Annotated in this window: 17 protein-coding genes; 8 read left to right on the forward strand and 9 right to left on the reverse strand. The window is 65.4% G+C overall.

The genetic code is table 11. The features are described 5' to 3' along the window. Positions 1-41: 41 nt before the first annotated feature. From NR187_RS19385 to NR187_RS19410, 6 genes are all read right to left on the reverse strand, one after another. A complete protein-coding gene (locus tag NR187_RS19385; protein ID WP_211381228.1) occupies positions 42-236 on the reverse strand; it encodes a hypothetical protein in 195 nt (64 codons plus the stop codon). Between the two features lie 79 nt (positions 237-315). Continuing rightward, complete coding sequence (locus NR187_RS19390; protein WP_211381227.1) at positions 316-1,197, reverse strand: 3-hydroxybutyryl-CoA dehydrogenase; 882 nt, start codon at positions 1,195-1,197, stop codon at positions 316-318. A 210-nt stretch (positions 1,198-1,407) separates the two neighbouring features. Further along, a complete protein-coding gene (locus NR187_RS19395) occupies positions 1,408-2,358 on the reverse strand; it encodes an electron transfer flavoprotein subunit alpha/FixB family protein (RefSeq protein WP_211381226.1) in 951 nt (316 codons plus the stop codon). Then, positions 2,358-3,107: an electron transfer flavoprotein subunit beta/FixA family protein gene (locus tag NR187_RS19400; protein WP_211381225.1), complete on the reverse strand. Its 750-nt coding sequence runs from the start codon at positions 3,105-3,107 to the stop codon at positions 2,358-2,360. Before NR187_RS19400 ends, NR187_RS19395 begins: the two co-directional genes overlap by 1 nt. A gap of 125 nt (positions 3,108-3,232) precedes the next feature. Then, the gene (locus tag NR187_RS19405; RefSeq protein ID WP_211382382.1) at positions 3,233-3,805 is read right to left on the reverse strand and encodes a cob(I)yrinic acid a,c-diamide adenosyltransferase; all 573 of its coding nucleotides are present in this window, start codon (positions 3,803-3,805) and stop codon (positions 3,233-3,235) included. 2 nt (positions 3,806-3,807) lie between these two features. Then, positions 3,808-4,002, reverse strand: coding sequence for a twin transmembrane helix small protein (locus NR187_RS19410; RefSeq protein WP_211381224.1), 195 nt, complete (start codon positions 4,000-4,002; stop codon positions 3,808-3,810). Between the two features lie 173 nt (positions 4,003-4,175). On the opposite strand from NR187_RS19410, the gene NR187_RS19415 reads away from it, so the two are divergent. After that, positions 4,176-5,069, forward strand: a complete 894-nt coding sequence (locus tag NR187_RS19415) for a YihY/virulence factor BrkB family protein (protein WP_211381223.1) — start codon at positions 4,176-4,178, stop codon at positions 5,067-5,069. On the opposite strand, the gene NR187_RS19420 is transcribed toward NR187_RS19415, so the two are convergent. Beyond that, positions 4,996-6,282 (reverse strand): ATP-binding protein, encoded by a 1,287-nt coding sequence (locus tag NR187_RS19420; RefSeq protein ID WP_256807300.1) that lies wholly within the window; start codon positions 6,280-6,282, stop codon positions 4,996-4,998. The two genes, NR187_RS19415 and NR187_RS19420, sit on opposite strands and share 74 nt — an antisense overlap. A gap of 90 nt (positions 6,283-6,372) precedes the next feature. Next, complete coding sequence (gene gluQRS / locus NR187_RS19425) at positions 6,373-7,242, reverse strand: tRNA glutamyl-Q(34) synthetase GluQRS (RefSeq protein ID WP_256807301.1); 870 nt, start codon at positions 7,240-7,242, stop codon at positions 6,373-6,375. A 114-nt stretch (positions 7,243-7,356) separates the two neighbouring features. Here gluQRS and NR187_RS19430 point away from each other — a divergent pair, with 114 nt between their 5' ends. Continuing rightward, positions 7,357-8,010: a DNA-3-methyladenine glycosylase gene (locus NR187_RS19430; protein WP_256807302.1), complete on the forward strand. Its 654-nt coding sequence runs from the start codon at positions 7,357-7,359 to the stop codon at positions 8,008-8,010. Here NR187_RS19430 and NR187_RS19435 read toward each other — a convergent pair. Beyond that, entirely contained in the window at positions 8,007-8,894 is an 888-nt protein-coding gene (locus NR187_RS19435; protein WP_256807303.1) for a LysR family transcriptional regulator, read from the reverse strand. The genes NR187_RS19430 and NR187_RS19435 overlap by 4 nt on opposite strands. Positions 8,895-9,070: 176 nt before the next feature. On the opposite strand from NR187_RS19435, the gene NR187_RS19440 reads away from it, so the two are divergent. From NR187_RS19440 to NR187_RS19465, 6 genes are all read left to right on the forward strand, one after another. Further along, a complete protein-coding gene (locus tag NR187_RS19440; RefSeq protein WP_256807304.1) occupies positions 9,071-10,045 on the forward strand; it encodes a nitronate monooxygenase family protein in 975 nt (324 codons plus the stop codon). A gap of 34 nt (positions 10,046-10,079) precedes the next feature. Next, entirely contained in the window at positions 10,080-11,264 is a 1,185-nt protein-coding gene (locus NR187_RS19445; RefSeq protein WP_256807305.1) for an ABC transporter substrate-binding protein, read from the forward strand. A gap of 24 nt (positions 11,265-11,288) precedes the next feature. After that, positions 11,289-12,815 carry an acyl-CoA synthetase gene (locus tag NR187_RS19450; protein ID WP_256807306.1) on the forward strand — a complete coding sequence of 509 codons (1,527 nt, stop codon included), beginning with the start codon at positions 11,289-11,291 and terminating at the stop codon, positions 12,813-12,815. Between the two features lie 96 nt (positions 12,816-12,911). Then, a complete protein-coding gene (locus NR187_RS19455) occupies positions 12,912-13,997 on the forward strand; it encodes a DUF2855 family protein (protein WP_256807307.1) in 1,086 nt (361 codons plus the stop codon). A gap of 76 nt (positions 13,998-14,073) precedes the next feature. Beyond that, positions 14,074-15,843, forward strand: coding sequence for an NAD(P)/FAD-dependent oxidoreductase (locus tag NR187_RS19460; RefSeq protein WP_256807308.1), 1,770 nt, complete (start codon positions 14,074-14,076; stop codon positions 15,841-15,843). A 14-nt stretch (positions 15,844-15,857) separates the two neighbouring features. Next, positions 15,858-16,835 (forward strand): peptidyl-alpha-hydroxyglycine alpha-amidating lyase family protein, encoded by a 978-nt coding sequence (locus NR187_RS19465; protein ID WP_211381213.1) that lies wholly within the window; start codon positions 15,858-15,860, stop codon positions 16,833-16,835. Positions 16,836-16,891: the final 56 nt, after the last annotated feature.

Raw genomic sequence — 16,891 nt, forward strand, 5'->3', positions numbered from 1 at the left:
GATCTGATCGGAAAACCGGGATCCACTTTTCCGGATCAGCGCTAGGCGGTGACGTTGAGGTTGCCGCCGACGCCGGCGCCGACATTGGCGAGCGAGGGCTGGCCGGCGCCGAGCAGCGTCAGGACCGTGGATTTCTCCGTATCCGCGTTCTGCTTCATCAGCGTCGCCGAGATATTCGACTGCAGCGCGCCTTGCTGAGCGGCCAGCATACCGCTGACCATTGCCATCATGTCCATTACGCGAACCCTCGTACTGGCCGTAACCTAGAGGCGAGCGGTTAACGCGACATGAATTGTCACAGTGCGGATGGCGGCGTTATCGCGTCGGAACCGGCTTGGCGCCGCGGTAGTCGTAGAAGCCGCGCTGGGTCTTGCGACCGAGCCAGCCGGCCTCGACGTATTTCACCAGGAGCGGGCATGGACGGTACTTGGAGTCGGCGAGGCCCTCGTGCAGCACCTGCATGATCGACAGGCAGGTATCGAGGCCGATGAAATCGGCCAGCTCCAGCGGGCCCATCGGATGGTGCGCGCCGAGCTTCATCGCCGCATCGATCGCCTCGACGTTGCCGACGCCTTCGTACAGCGTGTAAATCGCCTCGTTGATCATCGGCAGCAGGATGCGGTTGACGATGAAGGCCGGGAAATCCTCGGAGACCGCGACCTGCTTGCCGAGCTTGGCGACGAACTCCTTGGATGCCTCGAAGGTCTGGTCGTCGGTGGCGATGCCGCGGATCAGCTCCACCAGCTCCATCAACGGCACCGGATTCATGAAGTGAATGCCGATGAAGCGTTCGGGCCGGTCGGTGGCGGCGGCGAGCCGCGTGATCGAGATCGACGATGTGTCCGAGGCGACAATCGCCTCCGGCTTCAACACCGCGCAGAGCTCGTGGAAAATCTTGCGCTTGACCTCTTCCTTCTCGACCGCGGTCTCGATCACGAGATCGCAGTCGGCGAGGTCATCCAGCTTTTCGGCGGCCACGATGCGCGCCATCGCCTTGGCCTTGTCGTCCTCGCTGACGGCCTTTTTGGAGACCTGGCGCGCCAGATTACCGTTGATGGTCGCCATGCCCGACTTGAGGCGGTCAGCCGAGACGTCGTTGAGCACCACGTCGAAGCCGGCCAGCGCCGCGACATGCGCGATGCCATTGCCCATCTGACCCGCGCCGATCACGCCGACCTTCTTGATTACTGCCGCCATAATGTCATCCACCGGAACGGCGCGCATGTCGCGCCTGCCTTGTCCCCCGAGCTGGGAGGTCTGATTTAATCAGAAGCTTGATCTAACCAGAATCTCGGCCCGAAACCTAGATTGGATCGCTCCCCCGGCGTGCCCCGCGCCAAAGAAAACGCCTCGAAAAAGAAACACCGGCCGGAGTGTACCACTCCGGCCGGTGTTTTTATCGCGTTTTTACTTGCCGAGCTTGGCGAGTGCGTCGGTGAGCTCAGGAACCGCCTGGTAGAGGTCGGCGACCAGGCCATAATCGGCGACCTGGAAGATCGGCGCGTCCTCGTCCTTGTTGATCGCAACGATCACCTTGGAGTCCTTCATGCCGGCCAGATGCTGGATCGCGCCGGAAATGCCCACTGCGACATAGAGCTCGGGGGCCACGACCTTGCCGGTCTGGCCGACCTGCCAGTCGTTGGGCGCATAGCCGGCATCCACCGCTGCGCGCGAGGCGCCGACGCCGGCGCCGAGCTTGTCGGCGAGCGGCTCGATGTACTTTGCGAAGTTCTCGCGGCTCTGCATGGCGCGGCCGCCGGAGACGATGATCTTCGCCGAGGTCAGCTCGGGACGATCGCTCTTGGCGACTTCCTCGCCGACGAAGGACGACAGGCCCGGATCGGCCGCAGCCTGAACGCTCTCGACCGGCGCGCTGCCGCCGGCAGCTGCCGCCGCGAAGGTCGAGGTACGCACCGTGATGACCTTCTTGGCGTCCCTGGACTTCACCGTCTGGATGGCGTTGCCGGCATAGATCGGACGCTCATAGGTGTCGGGCGCGATCACCTTGGTGATCTCCGAGACCTGCATGACGTCGAGCAGGGCGGCGACACGGGGCATCACGTTCTTGAAGCGCGAGGTCGCGGGCGCGACGATCGCGTCGTAGGACGGGGCCAGCGAGACGATCAGCGCAGCCAGCGGCTCGGCGAGATCGTGCGCATAGAGCTCGCCCTCGGCGACCAGCACCTTGGCAACGCCGGCGAGCTTGGAAGCAGAATCGGCCGCGGCCTTGGTGCCCTGCCCGCCGCCGGCGACCAGCACGTGGACGTCGCCGCCGAGCTGGGAGGCCGCGGTCAGCGCCTTGTTGGTGGAGTCCTTGAGAACCTCGTGTTCGTGTTCGGCAATCAGCAACGTCGTCATCAGAGCACCCCGGCTTCGTTCTTGAGCTTCGACACCAGCTCGGCGACGTCCTTGACCTTGACGCCGGCCTTGCGGCCCGCGGGCTCAGCCGTCTTCAGAACTTCCAGGCGCGCAGCGACGTCGACGCCATAATCGGCGACGGTCTTGTCCGCGATCGGCTTCTTCTTGGCCTTCATGATGTTGGGCAGCGAGGCGTAGCGCGGCTCGTTGAGACGCAGATCGGTGGTGACGATCGCCGGCCCCTTCAGCTTCACGGTCTGCAGGCCGCCATCGACTTCGCGGGTGACCTTGAAGTCGCTTCCTTCGACCTCGAGCTTCGAGGCGAAGGTTGCCTGCGACCAGCCGAGCAGCGCGGCCAGCATCTGGCCCGTCTGATTGCTGTCGTCGTCGATTGCCTGCTTGCCGAGAATGATCAGGCCCGGCTGCTCTTCTTCGGCGACCTTCTTGAGGATCTTGGCCACAGCGAGCGGCTCGACGATGCCGTCGGCCTTCACCAGGATGCCGCGGTCGGCACCCATCGCAAGACCGGTGCGGATCGTCTCCGACGCCTGCGCCGGTCCAATGGAAACCACGACGACCTCGGTGGCCTTGCCGCCTTCCTTCAGGCGCAGCGCTTCCTCGACCGCGATTTCGTCGAACGGGTTCATGGACATTTTGACGTTGGCCAGTTCAACGCCCGATCCATCGCCCTTGACGCGGACCTTGACATTGTAATCGACCACCCGCTTTACCGGTACCAAGACCTTCATCGATCCTCTTTCACTCAATTTGGGAGGGGGGTTATCAACTGGCGCGGAACCTAAAGGCCTGATCCGGCCCGGTCAACGCGAGAAGGGGCCTAATTTTGGCCCTCAGAAATGCGCCGCTCAATGGGTCAGCGATTCTGGCCCGGAACCCAGAGCACGTCGCCGGCTCCATTTTGGTTGGCGGCCCGGCTCGCCACGAACAGGAAGTCCGACAGGCGGTTCATATACTGGATGCCAGCCGCGCCAACGGGCTCGCCGGGCCGGGCCGCCAGTTCGACCATCGTGCGTTCCGCCCTGCGGCAAATCGTGCGGGCGACATGGAGGTAGGCGGCGGACGGCGTGCCACCCGGCAGAACGAAGGAGGTCAGCGGCGCAAGCTTTTCGTTGAGCGCGTCGATGTCGCGCTCGAGCCGCTCGACCTGGCTTGCCACCACCCGCAGCCGCTCGGCTTTGCCTTCTCGCTCCGGTACCGCAAGGTCGGCACCCAGGTCGAACAGATCGTTCTGGATACGGCCCAGCATCGCGTCGAACTCGGGCATGTCGCGGGTGTGGAGACGCACCACGCCGATCGCGGCGTTGGTCTCGTCGACAGTGCCGTAGGCCTCGATGCGCAGATCGTATTTCGGACGGCGCTCGCCAGTTCCGAGCGCTGTCGTGCCGTCGTCACCGGTCTTCGTATAGATGCGATTCAGCACAACCATGTTCAACGCCCCATCGCCCAGACCGCGATCATGGCAATGACGATCGCCACGAACTGAAGCAGCACGCGCCAGCGCATCAGCTTCTGCGACGTGTTGGGCGAGCCGCCACGCATCATGTTGACGAGGCCGAGCAGCAGCACCAACGCCACGGCGCCGGCCGCCACCGGCAGGATGAAAGTACCAAGGACAGATGCCATCCAAGCGTAGATATCACCGTGTGCGCCGGTCCGCTATGGCGTTCCCGATCTGGCTTTTAAGCCAATAATATCAGAAGCTGACTGGATGATTTCTGATTTGCGCGAATTGCCCGCCTTCTTCGCCTCTCCCCGCAAGCGGGGCGAGGGAGCGGCGACAGCGGTGTAGGTGGCGCGTGAAGGCAATCCGCTACATCTACGTTGTCGTGATGGACGCGTTCTACACGTTCCTGGCCGACGACGGCTGGGCGATCGCGAGCCATATCGCGCTGTCGACGCTGATGGCGCTGTTCCCGTTCCTGATCGTGCTGACCTCGCTCGCCGGCTTCTTCGGCTCCAAGGAACTCGCCGACCAGGCCGCCAGCCTGATGCTCCAGGTCTGGCCCAAGCAGGTCGCCGATTCGATCTCGGGAGAGGTCCACGACGTGCTGACGACGACCCGAACCGGCGTGCTGACCATCGGCGCGGCGCTATCGGTTTATTTCGCCTCCAATGGCGTCGAGGCGCTCAGGGTCGCGCTCAACCGCGCCTATGCGGTGGTGGAGATGCGGCGCTGGTACTGGCTGCGGCTGGAGTCGATCGGCTACACGCTGGTCGCGGCCTTCACCGCGCTCGCCATGGCGTTCCTGATCGTGCTCGGTCCGCTCTTCATCGAGGCGGCACGGCGCCACATTCCGCTGGTCGTCGAATCCAACGAGAGCATCCTCACCTGGCTGCGCTACGGCATCACCGTGGGCGCGCTGGTGGTGGCGCTCATCATCCTGCATGCCTGGCTGCCTGCGGGACGGCGCGCCTTCCTCCAGATACTGCCCGGCATCGTCTTCACCATCGTGGCGTCGCTGATCTCGGGCGTCGTGTTCGGGCAATATCTGGCGCGCTTCGCCAACAATTACGTGACGATGTATGCGGGACTCGCCTCGGTGATCATCGCGCTGGTGTTCCTGTACTTCATCGCCGCGATCTTCGTTTACGGCGGCGAACTCAACGCGGCGATCATCAAGTCGCGGCTTCCTCACGGCGTGTCGCTTCAAGCAGCGCAGTCGCTAGAGCCCGCGGAGACACAGGCTTGACCAGGAAGGCGTCGGCACCGGCCTCGCGCGAGGCGATTTCGTCCTCGCCGCGACCGGACACCCCGATGATGGGGATCTGAGCCAGCGGCGTCGGCAGGGTGCGTATCCGCCGGATGGCTTCGACGCCGTCGATACCCGGCAGCACCATGTCCATCAGCACGGCGTCGAACGCTCCAAGCGCCAGCCGGCCGACGGCGTCCTCGCCGCGCCCGATGAACTCGGCATGATGGCCGAGCTCGGTCAAAATGGTGTTCAGCACGACGCGGCCGAACGGATTGTCCTCGACGCTGAGCACGCGCAGCGCCGCCATTGCGTCCGCCTCGGCTTCTCCCTTCGACTTTCGGGACTTGCCCGATCCGGTCGCCTCCAGCGACACCGTCAACGTGAAGGTGGCGCCGCCGCCGCGCCGCGGGGCGACGGTGATATCGCCGCCCATCGCACGCGCCAGTTGCTTGACCGAGGACAGGCCCAGGCCGGCCCCGCCGAAGCGCGAGGCAATGGTGACATTGGCCTGGGTAAACGGGCGGAACAGCCGCTTGATCTCGGCCATGGTCAGGCCGATGCCGCTGTCGGACACCGCAAAGGCGACACCGACCCTGCCTTTGCCCTTCACCTTGCCCTTGACGTTGCCCTTTGCATCGCCCTTGGTGGAACGCCAGGGCGCGACCGCGAGCGCCACGCGGCCGTGTTCGGTGAACTTGACGGCGTTGTCGATCAGGTTCTCGAGCGCAGCGCGCAGCCGGACGGGGTCACCGACCACCAGCCCCGGCAGCTTCACGGAGATATCGACCTCGGCCTGAAGTCCCTTGGCTGCGGCGCGACCGGCGAGCGAATCGCCGGCGCTGCGGGCAAGCGCACGCAGGTCGAACAAATCTTGCCGCAGTGTGCTTCCACCGGGTCCCTTGCCGGTCCTGGCGGCATCGACGAACAGGGTGGCAAGGCTGGCCAGATGCTCGGCCCCGGCCTTGATCGTGTCGGCCCAGCGCCGTTCCCGTTCACCGAGATCGGAGGTCGCGAGCAGGTCGCTGATCGCGAGAATGCCGGTCAGGGGGGTGCGGACCTCATGGGCAAAGGCGGCGAGCGCAGCCTGGATCACGTCTGGCGCGACCGCCTTCGTGCTGCGCTCGCGCAATAGCCCGGTTGCCCCGGACCGTTTCCGAGACGGTTGCCTGGGCGTCCGCTTGGTGCGCGCTGGGCGCGTTTTCGCCGCCATTGATCCCCTTCGAACCCCAGGCTGTCGGACAAGCATGGCACGGCGGAACACCCGGAGTCACGGCGGCGTTTGGCTAACCCCCAGAGAAACTTAACCTAATCCCACCAGCTGGCGGATGCCGGCGGGCGTGACGCCGGCCGCGCGCAAGGTGCGCAGACCGGTCGCGTGGCCCGATTTCGACTGCTTCCTCCCCGTCTCGTCGCGAATCAGCCGGTGATGGCGGTAGGCGGGGTCGGGCAGGGCAAGCAGGACCTGGAGCAGGCGGTGCACCGAGGTGGCGTGAAACAGGTCCTGGCCCCGCACGATCTCGCTGACGCCCTGGAGCGCGTCGTCGACCACCACGGAGAGATGGTAGCTGGTCGGCGTCTCCTTGCGGGCCAGGATGACGTCGCCCCAGGCCGCCGGCCGCGCCGGGACGGTGCCGCGCTCGCCGTCGGGGCCCTCGCCCAGCTCATTCCAGCTCAGGCTGGTGGCGAGGCGGCAGGCGGCCGCCATGTCGAGCCGAAGCGCATAAGGCGCGCCGGACTCGATGAGCCGGTCCCGCTCGTCGGCGCGCAGCGATTTGGCGTCGCCGGGATAGAGCGGCGCACCGTCGGGATCGCGCGGCCACGGCCCATCCGCCTCGCGCGCCGCGACGAGCCTTGCGATCTCGGCGCGGCTTTCGAAGGCGGGATAGACGAGACCCAGCGCCGAGAGCGCGTCCAGTGCCGCGCGATACGTGCCGAGATGCTCCGACTGCCGCCGCACCGGCGTCTCCCAGGCGATCCCGAGCCAGGCGAGGTCTTCGTAGATTGCAGTTTCGTATTCCGGCCGGCATCGCGTCGCGTCGATATCCTCGATCCGCAGCAACAGCCGTCCGCCGGTTTCGCACGCGCGGTCAAAGTTCAGCAGCGCCGAATAGGCGTGGCCGAGATGCAGGAGGCCGTTCGGGCTCGGGGCGAATCGGAAAACGGGTGGCATCGCTTTCATGTTACTCGTCATTGCCAGCTTGACCCGGCAATCCTTCCTGCAAGACTCAGTTACGATAGGAGATGGATGCAGGGGTCAAGCCCGCGCATGACGAGTTGAACCACCATGACCATTCACCTTGAAACCCAGTCGGACCTCGAAGAGGCCGTCCACACGCTGATCAAGCGCGATCCGCGCCTCAAGCCCGTGCTCGAGATCGCGGGCATGCCGGCATTGCGGCGGCGTGAGCCGGGTTTTGCCGGGCTTGCCCACATCGTCTGCGGACAGCAGCTCTCGACCGCGAGCGCCTCCGCGATCTGGGGACGGCTGTCGACGGCCTTCGATCCGTTCGACCATGACGCCGTGCGCCGCGCGCGCACCGACCGGCTGGGGCGGCTCGGCCTCTCCGCGGCCAAGATCAAGACGCTGAAACATCTCGCGCGCGAGATCATCGCGGAGCGGCTGAACCTCGAGGTGCTCGCCGAGGAGGATGCCGACGCCGCGCATCACACACTGATCTCGCTGCCCGGCATCGGGCCGTGGACCGCCGACCTCTATCTGCTGTTTTGCCTCGGCCATGGCGATGCCTGGCCCGCCGGGGACTTGGCCGTGCAGGAAGGGATCAGGATTGGTCTCGGACTGAAGACGCGACCGACGGAGAAGCAGATGGCGCCGCTCGCCGAACCCTGGCGTCCCCTGCGCGGTGCGGCGGCGCATCTGTGGTGGAGCTACTACCGCGCGGTGAAAAAGCGCGAGGGCGTACTCGCCGGATCGGCCTAGCCTCGCAACCTGATGCGATCGGCCCGGGCGCACTCGGCGACGAAATCGACGACGGCGCGCACCGCCGGCAGCTCGACGAGGTCGGGATGGGCGAGCAGCCACAGGTCCGCCACGCTGGCGAGCTTGTGCGGCGCGACGCGAACGAGATCGGGATAGGTTTCGGCGACGAAGCACGACAGCGCGGAGATTCCGATCCCGGCACGCGCCGCCGCGAGCATGTCGCCCTGCGACGAGCAGCGCATCACCACCCTGGCCTGACGCGAGACGACATCGCTCCAGCGCGCAAGCTGCACATTGGACGTCTGGTCGGCGAAACCGATGACGCTGTGCCCCTTCCACTCGCCACGCCGTTCCGGCAAGGCCCGCCCGCCGGCATAGTCCCGCGAGGCGTAGAATCCGGTGCCGAGACGGCCGATCTTGCGGCCGACGAGGTTTTCCTCGCCGCTGTCGAAAGGCCGCAGCACCACGTCCGCTTCGCGCCGGCGCACGCTGGCCGGAAACGGATGGGTGATGATCTCGAGCTGAATGTGATCATGCGCGCGCAGGAAGGCAGGCAGGCGCGGCATCAGCCAATGCGAGGCCAGCGTCGCGCCGATCGACAGCTTCACGGTGCCGCGCGCCTTGCGCCCGCCGGCCGAGACTGCCGTCTCCGCCCGCAGCGCCGCCGCGGCCATCGCCTCGGCATGCTCGCGCAGTGTCCGTCCATCCGCGGTCAGCGCCAGACCGTCGGCGGCGCGCGCCACCAGTCTGGTGCCGAGTTGGGCTTCCAGCGCCGCGATCTTGCGGCTGACGGTGGGATGGCTGGTGTGCAGCCGGCGCGCGGCGGCGGTGAAGCTGCCGGTATCGGCGACCGCGACGAAGGTCTTGCAAAGGTCCCAGTCCATCGACCGCCCCGTTCATATCTGAATAGCCATCGGTTCAATATTGAACGATAGGAGCCGGCTCTCCAACCCTTATAGTGGCGTCAAACGAAACAGCGGCGGCAACCCGCCCGCGACAATCAACAGGGAAACGCCTCGTCCTCCGCATGTCGGCGGGTGGCGTCTTCCGGGAGGACATCATGGCGCTGCCCGCTCTCTTGAAGGATTCGCTCGAGCTGCCCGTGGTCGGCTCGCCGCTCTTCCTCGTCTCCGGACCGGAGCTGGTGATCGCCCAGTGCAAGGCCGGTGTCGTCGGTTCGTTTCCGGCGCTCAACGCCCGTCCGGTCGAGAAGCTCGACGAATGGCTGAGCCGCATCGAGGACAAACTCGGCGAATACAAATCGCGCAATCCGGGCAAGAAGGTCGCGCCCTACGCCGTCAACCAGATCTGCCATGCCTCCAACGACCGGCTGATGAAGGACATGGAGACCTGTGTGAAGCACAGGGCGCCCATCATCATCACCTCGCTGCGGCCGCCGGCGGAGATCGTCGAGGCCGCGCATTCCTATGGCGGCCTCGTGTTCCACGATGTCATCAACGTCAAGCACGCGCGCAAGGCCGCCGAACAGGGCGTCGATGGCCTGATCCTGGTGTGCGCCGGCGCCGGCGGCCATGCCGGCACGCTGTCGCCATTCGCGCTGGTGCGCGAGGTCAAGCAATGGTTCGACGGCGCGATCCTGCTGTCGGGTGCCATCAGCGACGGCTTCGCCATCGCCTCCGCGCTGACGCTGGGTGCCGACCTTGCTTATATGGGCACGCGCTTCATCGCGACGAAGGAAGCCAACGCGGACGAAGCCTACAAGTCCGCGCTGACGCAGCACGCCGCGCATGACATCGTCTACACCAACCTCTTCACCGGCGTGCACGGCAACTATCTCGGCCCTTCCATCGCCGCCGCGGGACTTGATCCGGATAATCTGCCGGTCGCCGACAAGACGAAGATGAACTTCGGCTCAGGCGGCAACATGAAGTCCAAGGCCTGGCGCGACATCTGGGGCTCAGGCCAGGGCATCGGCCAGATCGCCGACGCGCCGCCGGTCGCCGAACTCGTCGAACGGATGAAGCGCGAATTCGACCAGGCGCGACAGGATTTCCTGATGCGCGCCAGCGCCTAAACGGCTCGGACTGACAAGAAATCGGGAGGACAACATGAAGCTTGCATCCGCACTGATCGGCATGTCGTTGCTGACACTCGCCGCCTGCAGCGCCCGCGCCGAAGGCAGCGACGAGATCCGCATCGGGCAGACCCTGCCCTACAGCGGTCCGGCATCCGGCTTCGGCACGATCGGACGGACGCAGGAGGCGTTCTTCGAGAAGGTCAATGCAGAAGGCGGCATCAACGGCCGCAAGGTCAAGTTCACTACGCTGGACGACGCCTACTCGCCGCCGAAGACGGTCGAGCAGACCCGCAAGCTGGTGGAGCAGGATGAAGTGCTGATGATGTTCGGCTCGCTCGGCACCGCCACCAATAGCGCCGTGCAGCGCTACCTCAATGCCAAGAAGGTACCGCAGCTGTTCGTGCTCTCGGGCGCCACCAAATGGGCCGATCCCCAGAAGAACCCGTGGACGATGCCGGGCATGGCGGCCTACGAATCCGAAGGCGTGGTCTATGCCAAATACATCCTGCAGACCAAACCCGACGCCAGGATCGCGATCCTAGCGCAGAACGACGATTTCGGCCACGACTACGTCGCGGGCTTCAAGCGCGCGCTCGGCACCAAGGCGGCCGGCATGATCATCGCGGAAGCGAGCTACGAGACCAGTGCGCCGACGATCAGCTCGCAGCTCTCGACCCTGAAGGCCTCGGGGGCCAACGTGCTGTTCGGCGTCGTGCTCGGCAAGTTCACCTCGCAGATGGTCAAGGGCGTGGCCGAGATCGGCTGGAAGCCGGAGCTGTTCTTCGTGCCGACTTCCGCCTCGTCGATCTCGTTCCTGGAGCCGGCAGGGCTCGATAATGCGGTCGGCCTGATCTCGTCGAGCAACCAGAAGGACACGATGGACCCTCAATGGGCCGACGATCCCGGCGTCAAAGAGTACTTCGCGTTCATGAAGCAATACATGCCGACCGCGGACCTCTCCAACTCCAACTACGCGGCCGGCTATCACTATGCGACGCTGCTGATGACGGTGCTCAGGGCGTGCAAGGACGACGTCAGCCGCGACAACATCATGCGCCAGGCGGCCTCGCTCAAAGAGGTGAAACTGCCGCTGCTGCTGCCTGGCATGTCTGTCACGACCGGCCCCGACGATTACCTGCCGTTCCAGCAGCTCCAGCTCCGCCGCTTCAACGGCAAGAGCTGGGTCGGATTTGGCGCCGTGCTGGATGATCGGTAGACCCGAGCGGAATAAGGACGCGCCATGATCATCAGCGGCGGACGCAGGATCGGCCATGACGATATCCAGGCCCGCATCAGGCGGGCGATGAGCGGCTTCCGCGCCCTGGGCCTCGCCGAGGCCGCGCCGGTCGCAATGATGCTGCGCAACGATTTCGCCCTGTTCGAGGTGGTCGCGGCCTCCGCCGCGCTGGGCAATCCGGTGGTGCCGATCAACTGGCATCTGAAGGCCGAGGAGGTCCGCTACATCCTCGCCGACAGCGGCGCGAAGATCCTGGTCTGCCACGCCGATTTGCTGCCGCAGATCCGTGACGGCGTGCCGGCGGATGTCCGCGTCCTCGTCGTCGAGACGCCGCCCGAGCTCGCCGCGACCTTCGCCATTCCCCCTGTGATGACCGAGGTCCCGGCCGGACTTCCCGATTGGGACCGCTGGCGCGACGGCCAGACCGAAGCGCAGGAGCCGCCGCGGCGCGCAGCAGCGATGATCTACACATCCGGGACCACGGGCATGCCGAAAGGCGTGCGGCGCATGCCGATGCAGCCTGACCAGGCGGCCGCCTCAGAGCGCGTGGGCGCCATCGCCTATGGCATCAAGCCGCGGGACAACCAGGTCGTGCTGATCAACGGGCCGATGTATCACTCGGCGCCGCACTCCTACGGCATGATGGCGTTCCGCAACGGTTGCACCATTGTCCTCCAGGCGCGGTTCGACGCCGAGGAGCTGCTCGCGCTGGTCGAGCGCCACCGGGTCACGCACATCCACATGGTGCCGACCATGTTCGTCCGGCTGTTGCGCCTGCCCGAGACCGTCAGGCAGCGTTACGACCTGTCGTCGCTGCGTTTCGTCGTGCACGGTGCCGCACCCTGCGCGCTCGAAATCAAGCGCGCCATGATCGAGTGGTGGGGGCCGGTCATCAACGAATATTTCGGCTCCACCGAGACCGGGATCCCGGTGTGGCACTCGGCCGAGGAGGCGTTGACGAAGCCCGGCACGGTCGGCCGCGCCATCGAGGGCGGCATCGTCAAAATCTTCCGCGAGGACGGCGGCCTCTGTGGCGCCAACGAGGTCGGCGAGATCTACATGCGCCAGATGGCGGTGCCCGATTTCGACTATCACGGCAAGCCGCAGGCCAGGGCCGAGGCCGGCCGCGACGGCCTCGTCAGCGTCGGCGACGTCGGTTACCTCGACGAGGATGGCTATCTGTTCCTGTGCGACCGCAAGCGCGACATGGTGATCTCCGGCGGCGTGAACATTTATCCCGCCGAGATCGAGAACGCGCTGATCGGAATGCCCGGCGTGCGCGACTGCGCCGTGTTCGGCATTCCCGACGCCGAATTTGGCGAGCGGCTGTGCGCGTTTGTCGAGCCAGAATCGGGCGCCGAGCTCTCGGCCGACGCCGTCCGATCGTTCCTGCGCGAGCGGCTTGCCAATTTCAAGGTGCCCAAGGACGTCGAATTCCGCGACGAGCTGCCGCGCGAGGCAACCGGAAAGATCTTCAAGCGCAAGCTGCGGGAGCCCTATTGGGCAGGCCATGCACGCGCCGGTGCGTGACGAACGGCTGCAAACAGCGTTTAAAACTATGTTGCTGTTGCAAAAGGGTCGCCGGTAAATGATGAGATGCCGGCGAATAGAGCCGGGATCACAGCCATGACATCGACCGACTTCATCGTTGCGCGAGATGATCTCGAGCAGTGCAAGGTGATTGCGACCGAGCTTCCCGACGCGGATTCGCTCCCGCCTGACGCGCTGCTCGTCAAGATCGACCGCTTCGCTTTTACGGCTAACAACATCACCTATGCGGTGCTCGGCGACGAGCTGAAATACTGGCAGCTGTTTCCCGCGCCGAACGGTTTTGGCAACATTCCGGTATGGGGCTTTGGCCAGGTGATCGCCTCGAAACACCCCAGCGTGGCCGTGGGCGAGCGCCTGTTCGGCTATTTCCCGATGGCGACGCATCTCGTGATCGAGGCGACCGACGTCAGCAAGCGCGGCTTGCGCGACGGTGCCGCGCACCGGCAGGGCGTGGCGCCGGTCTACAACGCCTATGCGCGCGTCAGCGGCGATCCCGCCTATGACGGCCGGCAGGGTGACTACCAGGCGCTGCTGCGGCCGCTGTTCATGCTGTCGTTCCTGGTCGACGATTTCCTCGCAGAGACCGGCGATTTCGGCGCGCGCACCGTGCTGCTCTCGAGCGCCTCGAGCAAGACCGCGTTTGGGCTCGCCCATCTCCTGCATACCCGCGGCCGCAAGGTGATCGGGCTGACCTCGGCCGGCAACACCGGCTTCGTGACCTCGCTCGGCTGCTACGACGAGGTCGCCACCTATGACCGCGTGACGTCGCTGCCGACGGATACGCCTGTCGCCTTCGTCGACATGGCCGGCAACAGCGCGTTGCGCGCCGGACTGCACCAGCACTTCGGCGAGCAGATGAAATGCTCGGTGCGCGTCGGTTTGACGCATCGCGCGACCGACGCCGGCGAAGGCGCCCTGCCCGGCGCAAGACCGCGCTGGTTCTTCGCGCCCGACCAGATCCGCAAGCGCGCCAAGGAATGGGGCCCCGGCGGCATCGAGCAGCGCTTTGGCGCGGCATGGTCCGGCTTTGCGCCGCTGCTGCAGAGAAGCCTGAGCGTGGTCGAGAGCCGCGGCCCGGAGGCGGTGCGGCGGATCTATCTCGATACGCTGAAGGGGTGCATTCCGCCGGAGCAGGGCCACATGCTTTCACTGCTCGGGTAAAGCGCTTTTGACGTCGGCTGATCCGGTATAGCTTGACCTCCGAGCAAATGCCGCGAAGACGGCCACGAGGTCGCGCATGCTGGACAAGACGAAGGATATTTCCGTCTCGGCGCAAGCCTGGCTCGATGAATTCGAGCGCACGCTGGTCAAGCCTGATCCCGCCGCGCTCGACCGCCTCTTCCTCGCCGACAGCTTTTGGCGCGACGCGCTGGCGCTGAGCTGGAACCTGCAGACGATCGGTGGCCGGAACGAAGTTGCACTGGCACTGGCTGCGCTTGCACCCAAGGTGGTGCCTTCCAATTTCAAGGTCGCGCCGAATCGCGCGCCGCCGCGCTGGGTGATCCGCGCCGGCACCAGTAACATCGAAGCCATCTTCGATTTCGAGACCGCGTTTGGCCGCGGCAGCGGCATCGTCCGGCTCGTGCCCGATGCGGCCGACGGCGACCGGCTGAAGGCGTGGACGCTCCTCACCGCACTCGACACACTCAAAGGGTTCGAGGAACAGCTTGGCACGTCGCGGCCGCGCGGCCAGGCCTATTCGCGCGACTTCCGCGGCCCGAACTGGCTCGATTTACGCAACGCCTCGCGCGAGTATTCCGATCGCGATCCGGCCGTGCTGGTGGTCGGCGGCGGCCAGGCCGGGCTTGCGATCGCGGCGCGGCTGAAGCAGCTGAAAATCGACACGCTGATCGTCGATCGCGAGGCCCGGATCGGCGACAACTGGCGCAAGCGCTATCACGCGCTGACCCTGCACAACCAGGTGCAGGTGAATCACCTGCCCTACATGCCGTTCCCGCCGAACTGGCCGACCTATATCCCCAAGGACAAGCTCGCCAACTGGTTCGAAGCCTATGTCGACGCGATGGAGCTGAACTTCTGGACCGGCACCGAGTTCGAGGGCGGCGCCTATGACGAGGCCAGAGGCTGCTGGACCGTCACGCTGCGACGCGCCGATGGCAGTTCGCGCGCCATGCACCCGCGCCATGTGGTCATGGCAACTGGCGTCAGTGGTATCGCCAACGTGCCTGACATTCCGACCCTCGAGAATTTCAAGGGCACATTGCTGCATTCCAGCCGCTACGAGGACGGAGAGAACTGGACGGGCAAGCGAGCCATCGTCGTCGGCACCGGCAACAGCGGCCACGACATCGCGCAGGATCTCCATTCCAGCGGCGCGGAGGTGACGCTGCTGCAGCGTTCGCCGACGCTGGTTACCAATATCGAGCCGTCTGCCCAGCTAGCTTATGCGACCTACAATGAGGGTACGCTGGAGGACAATGATCTGATAGCGACCTCGATGCCGACGCCGCTGGCGAAGAAGACGCATGTGATGCTGACGGAGCAGTCGAAGGAGCTCGACAAGGAGCTGCTCGACGGTCTGCGCAAAGTCGGCTTCAAGCTCGACTTCGGCGAGGCCGGCACTGGCTGGCAATTCAAATACCTCACCCGCGGCGGCGGCTATTACTTCAATGTCGGCTGCTCCAACCTGATCGTCGAGGGCGCGATCAAGCTCATGCAGTTTGCAGACGTCGAGAGCTTCACGGCCGGCGGCGCCCGGATGAAGGACGGCTCGAATATCGCAGCCGATCTCATCGTGCTGTCCACGGGCTACAAGCCACAGGAATATCTGGTGAGAAAGCTGTTCGGCGATGCCGTCGCCGATCGCGTCGGCCCGATCTGGGGCTTTGGCGACGGCCTCGAGCTGCGCAACATGTATGCGCGCACGAGCCAGCCCGGCCTGTGGTTCATCGCCGGCAGCCTGGCGCAATGCCGGATCAACTCGAAATATCTCGCGCTCCAGATCAAGGGGATCGAGGAAGGGATTTTGGGGCGCGCCCCGGAATGACAGGAGAGAAACCAATGCCAGCCATTCTCGGCACCGGCGAGCATCGCTACCGCGTCGTCGAAAACTTCGCAAAGCTGCCGGAAGGCTGGCAATTGACCGACGTCGCGTCCGTCGCGGTCGACAGCAAGGACCGCGTCTACGTCTTCAACCGCGGCGCCCATCCGATGGTCGTGCTCGACCGCGAAGGCAATTTCCTGCGCAGTTTCGGCGAAGGGCTGTTCTCGCGCGCCCACGGGCTGCACATCGACGCCGACGACAATCTCTACTGCACCGACGACGGCGACCACACCGTGCGAAAATGCACCACCGACGGCAAGGTGCTGCTGACGATCGGCATCCCGGCTAAGCCGTCCCCGTTCATGAGCGGCGAGCCGTTCCACCGCTGCACCCACACGGCGCTGTCGCCGAAGGGCGAGATCTACGTGTCCGACGGCTACGGCAATGCGCGCGTGCACAAATACACCCCCGACGGCAAGCTGATCAAAAGCTGGGGTGAGCCCGGCACCGACCCCGGCCAGTTCAACATCGTGCACAATATCGCCACCGATGCCGACGGCTGGGTCTATGTCGCCGACCGCGAGAACCACCGCGTTCAGGTGTTCAACGGCGAGGGCAAATACGAAACGCAGTGGAACAATCTGCATCGCCCCTGCGCGCTGTGCTGCTGCGGCGGCGGCAAGACCCCGACCTTCGTGATCGGCGAGCTCGGCCCGGGGCTCGCCATCAATCGCAATGTCCCCAATCTCGGCCCGCGGCTGTCGATCGTCGACGCCAAGGGAAAACGCATCGCGCGGCTGGGAGGCGAGGAAGGGCCGGGCGTTGCCAGCGGAAAGTTCCTAGCACCCCACGGCATCGCACTGGATTCACGCGGCGACATCTATGTCGGCGAGGTTGGCGTAACCAACTGGGACACCAGCTTCCCGGACGAGGAAATGCCGGCCACGGTGCGCGCGACACGATGCCTGCAGAAGCTGGAACGGCTGCAGGGGTAGCTGCCCAGCAAGGCCGCCGCGTTATTGAACGCCGTCGTCCCCCAACGTCGTCCCGG

The sequence above is a fragment of the Bradyrhizobium sp. Bra64 genome, assembly GCF_024519875.1.
Taxonomy (GTDB): domain Bacteria; phylum Pseudomonadota; class Alphaproteobacteria; order Rhizobiales; family Xanthobacteraceae; genus Bradyrhizobium; species Bradyrhizobium japonicum_G.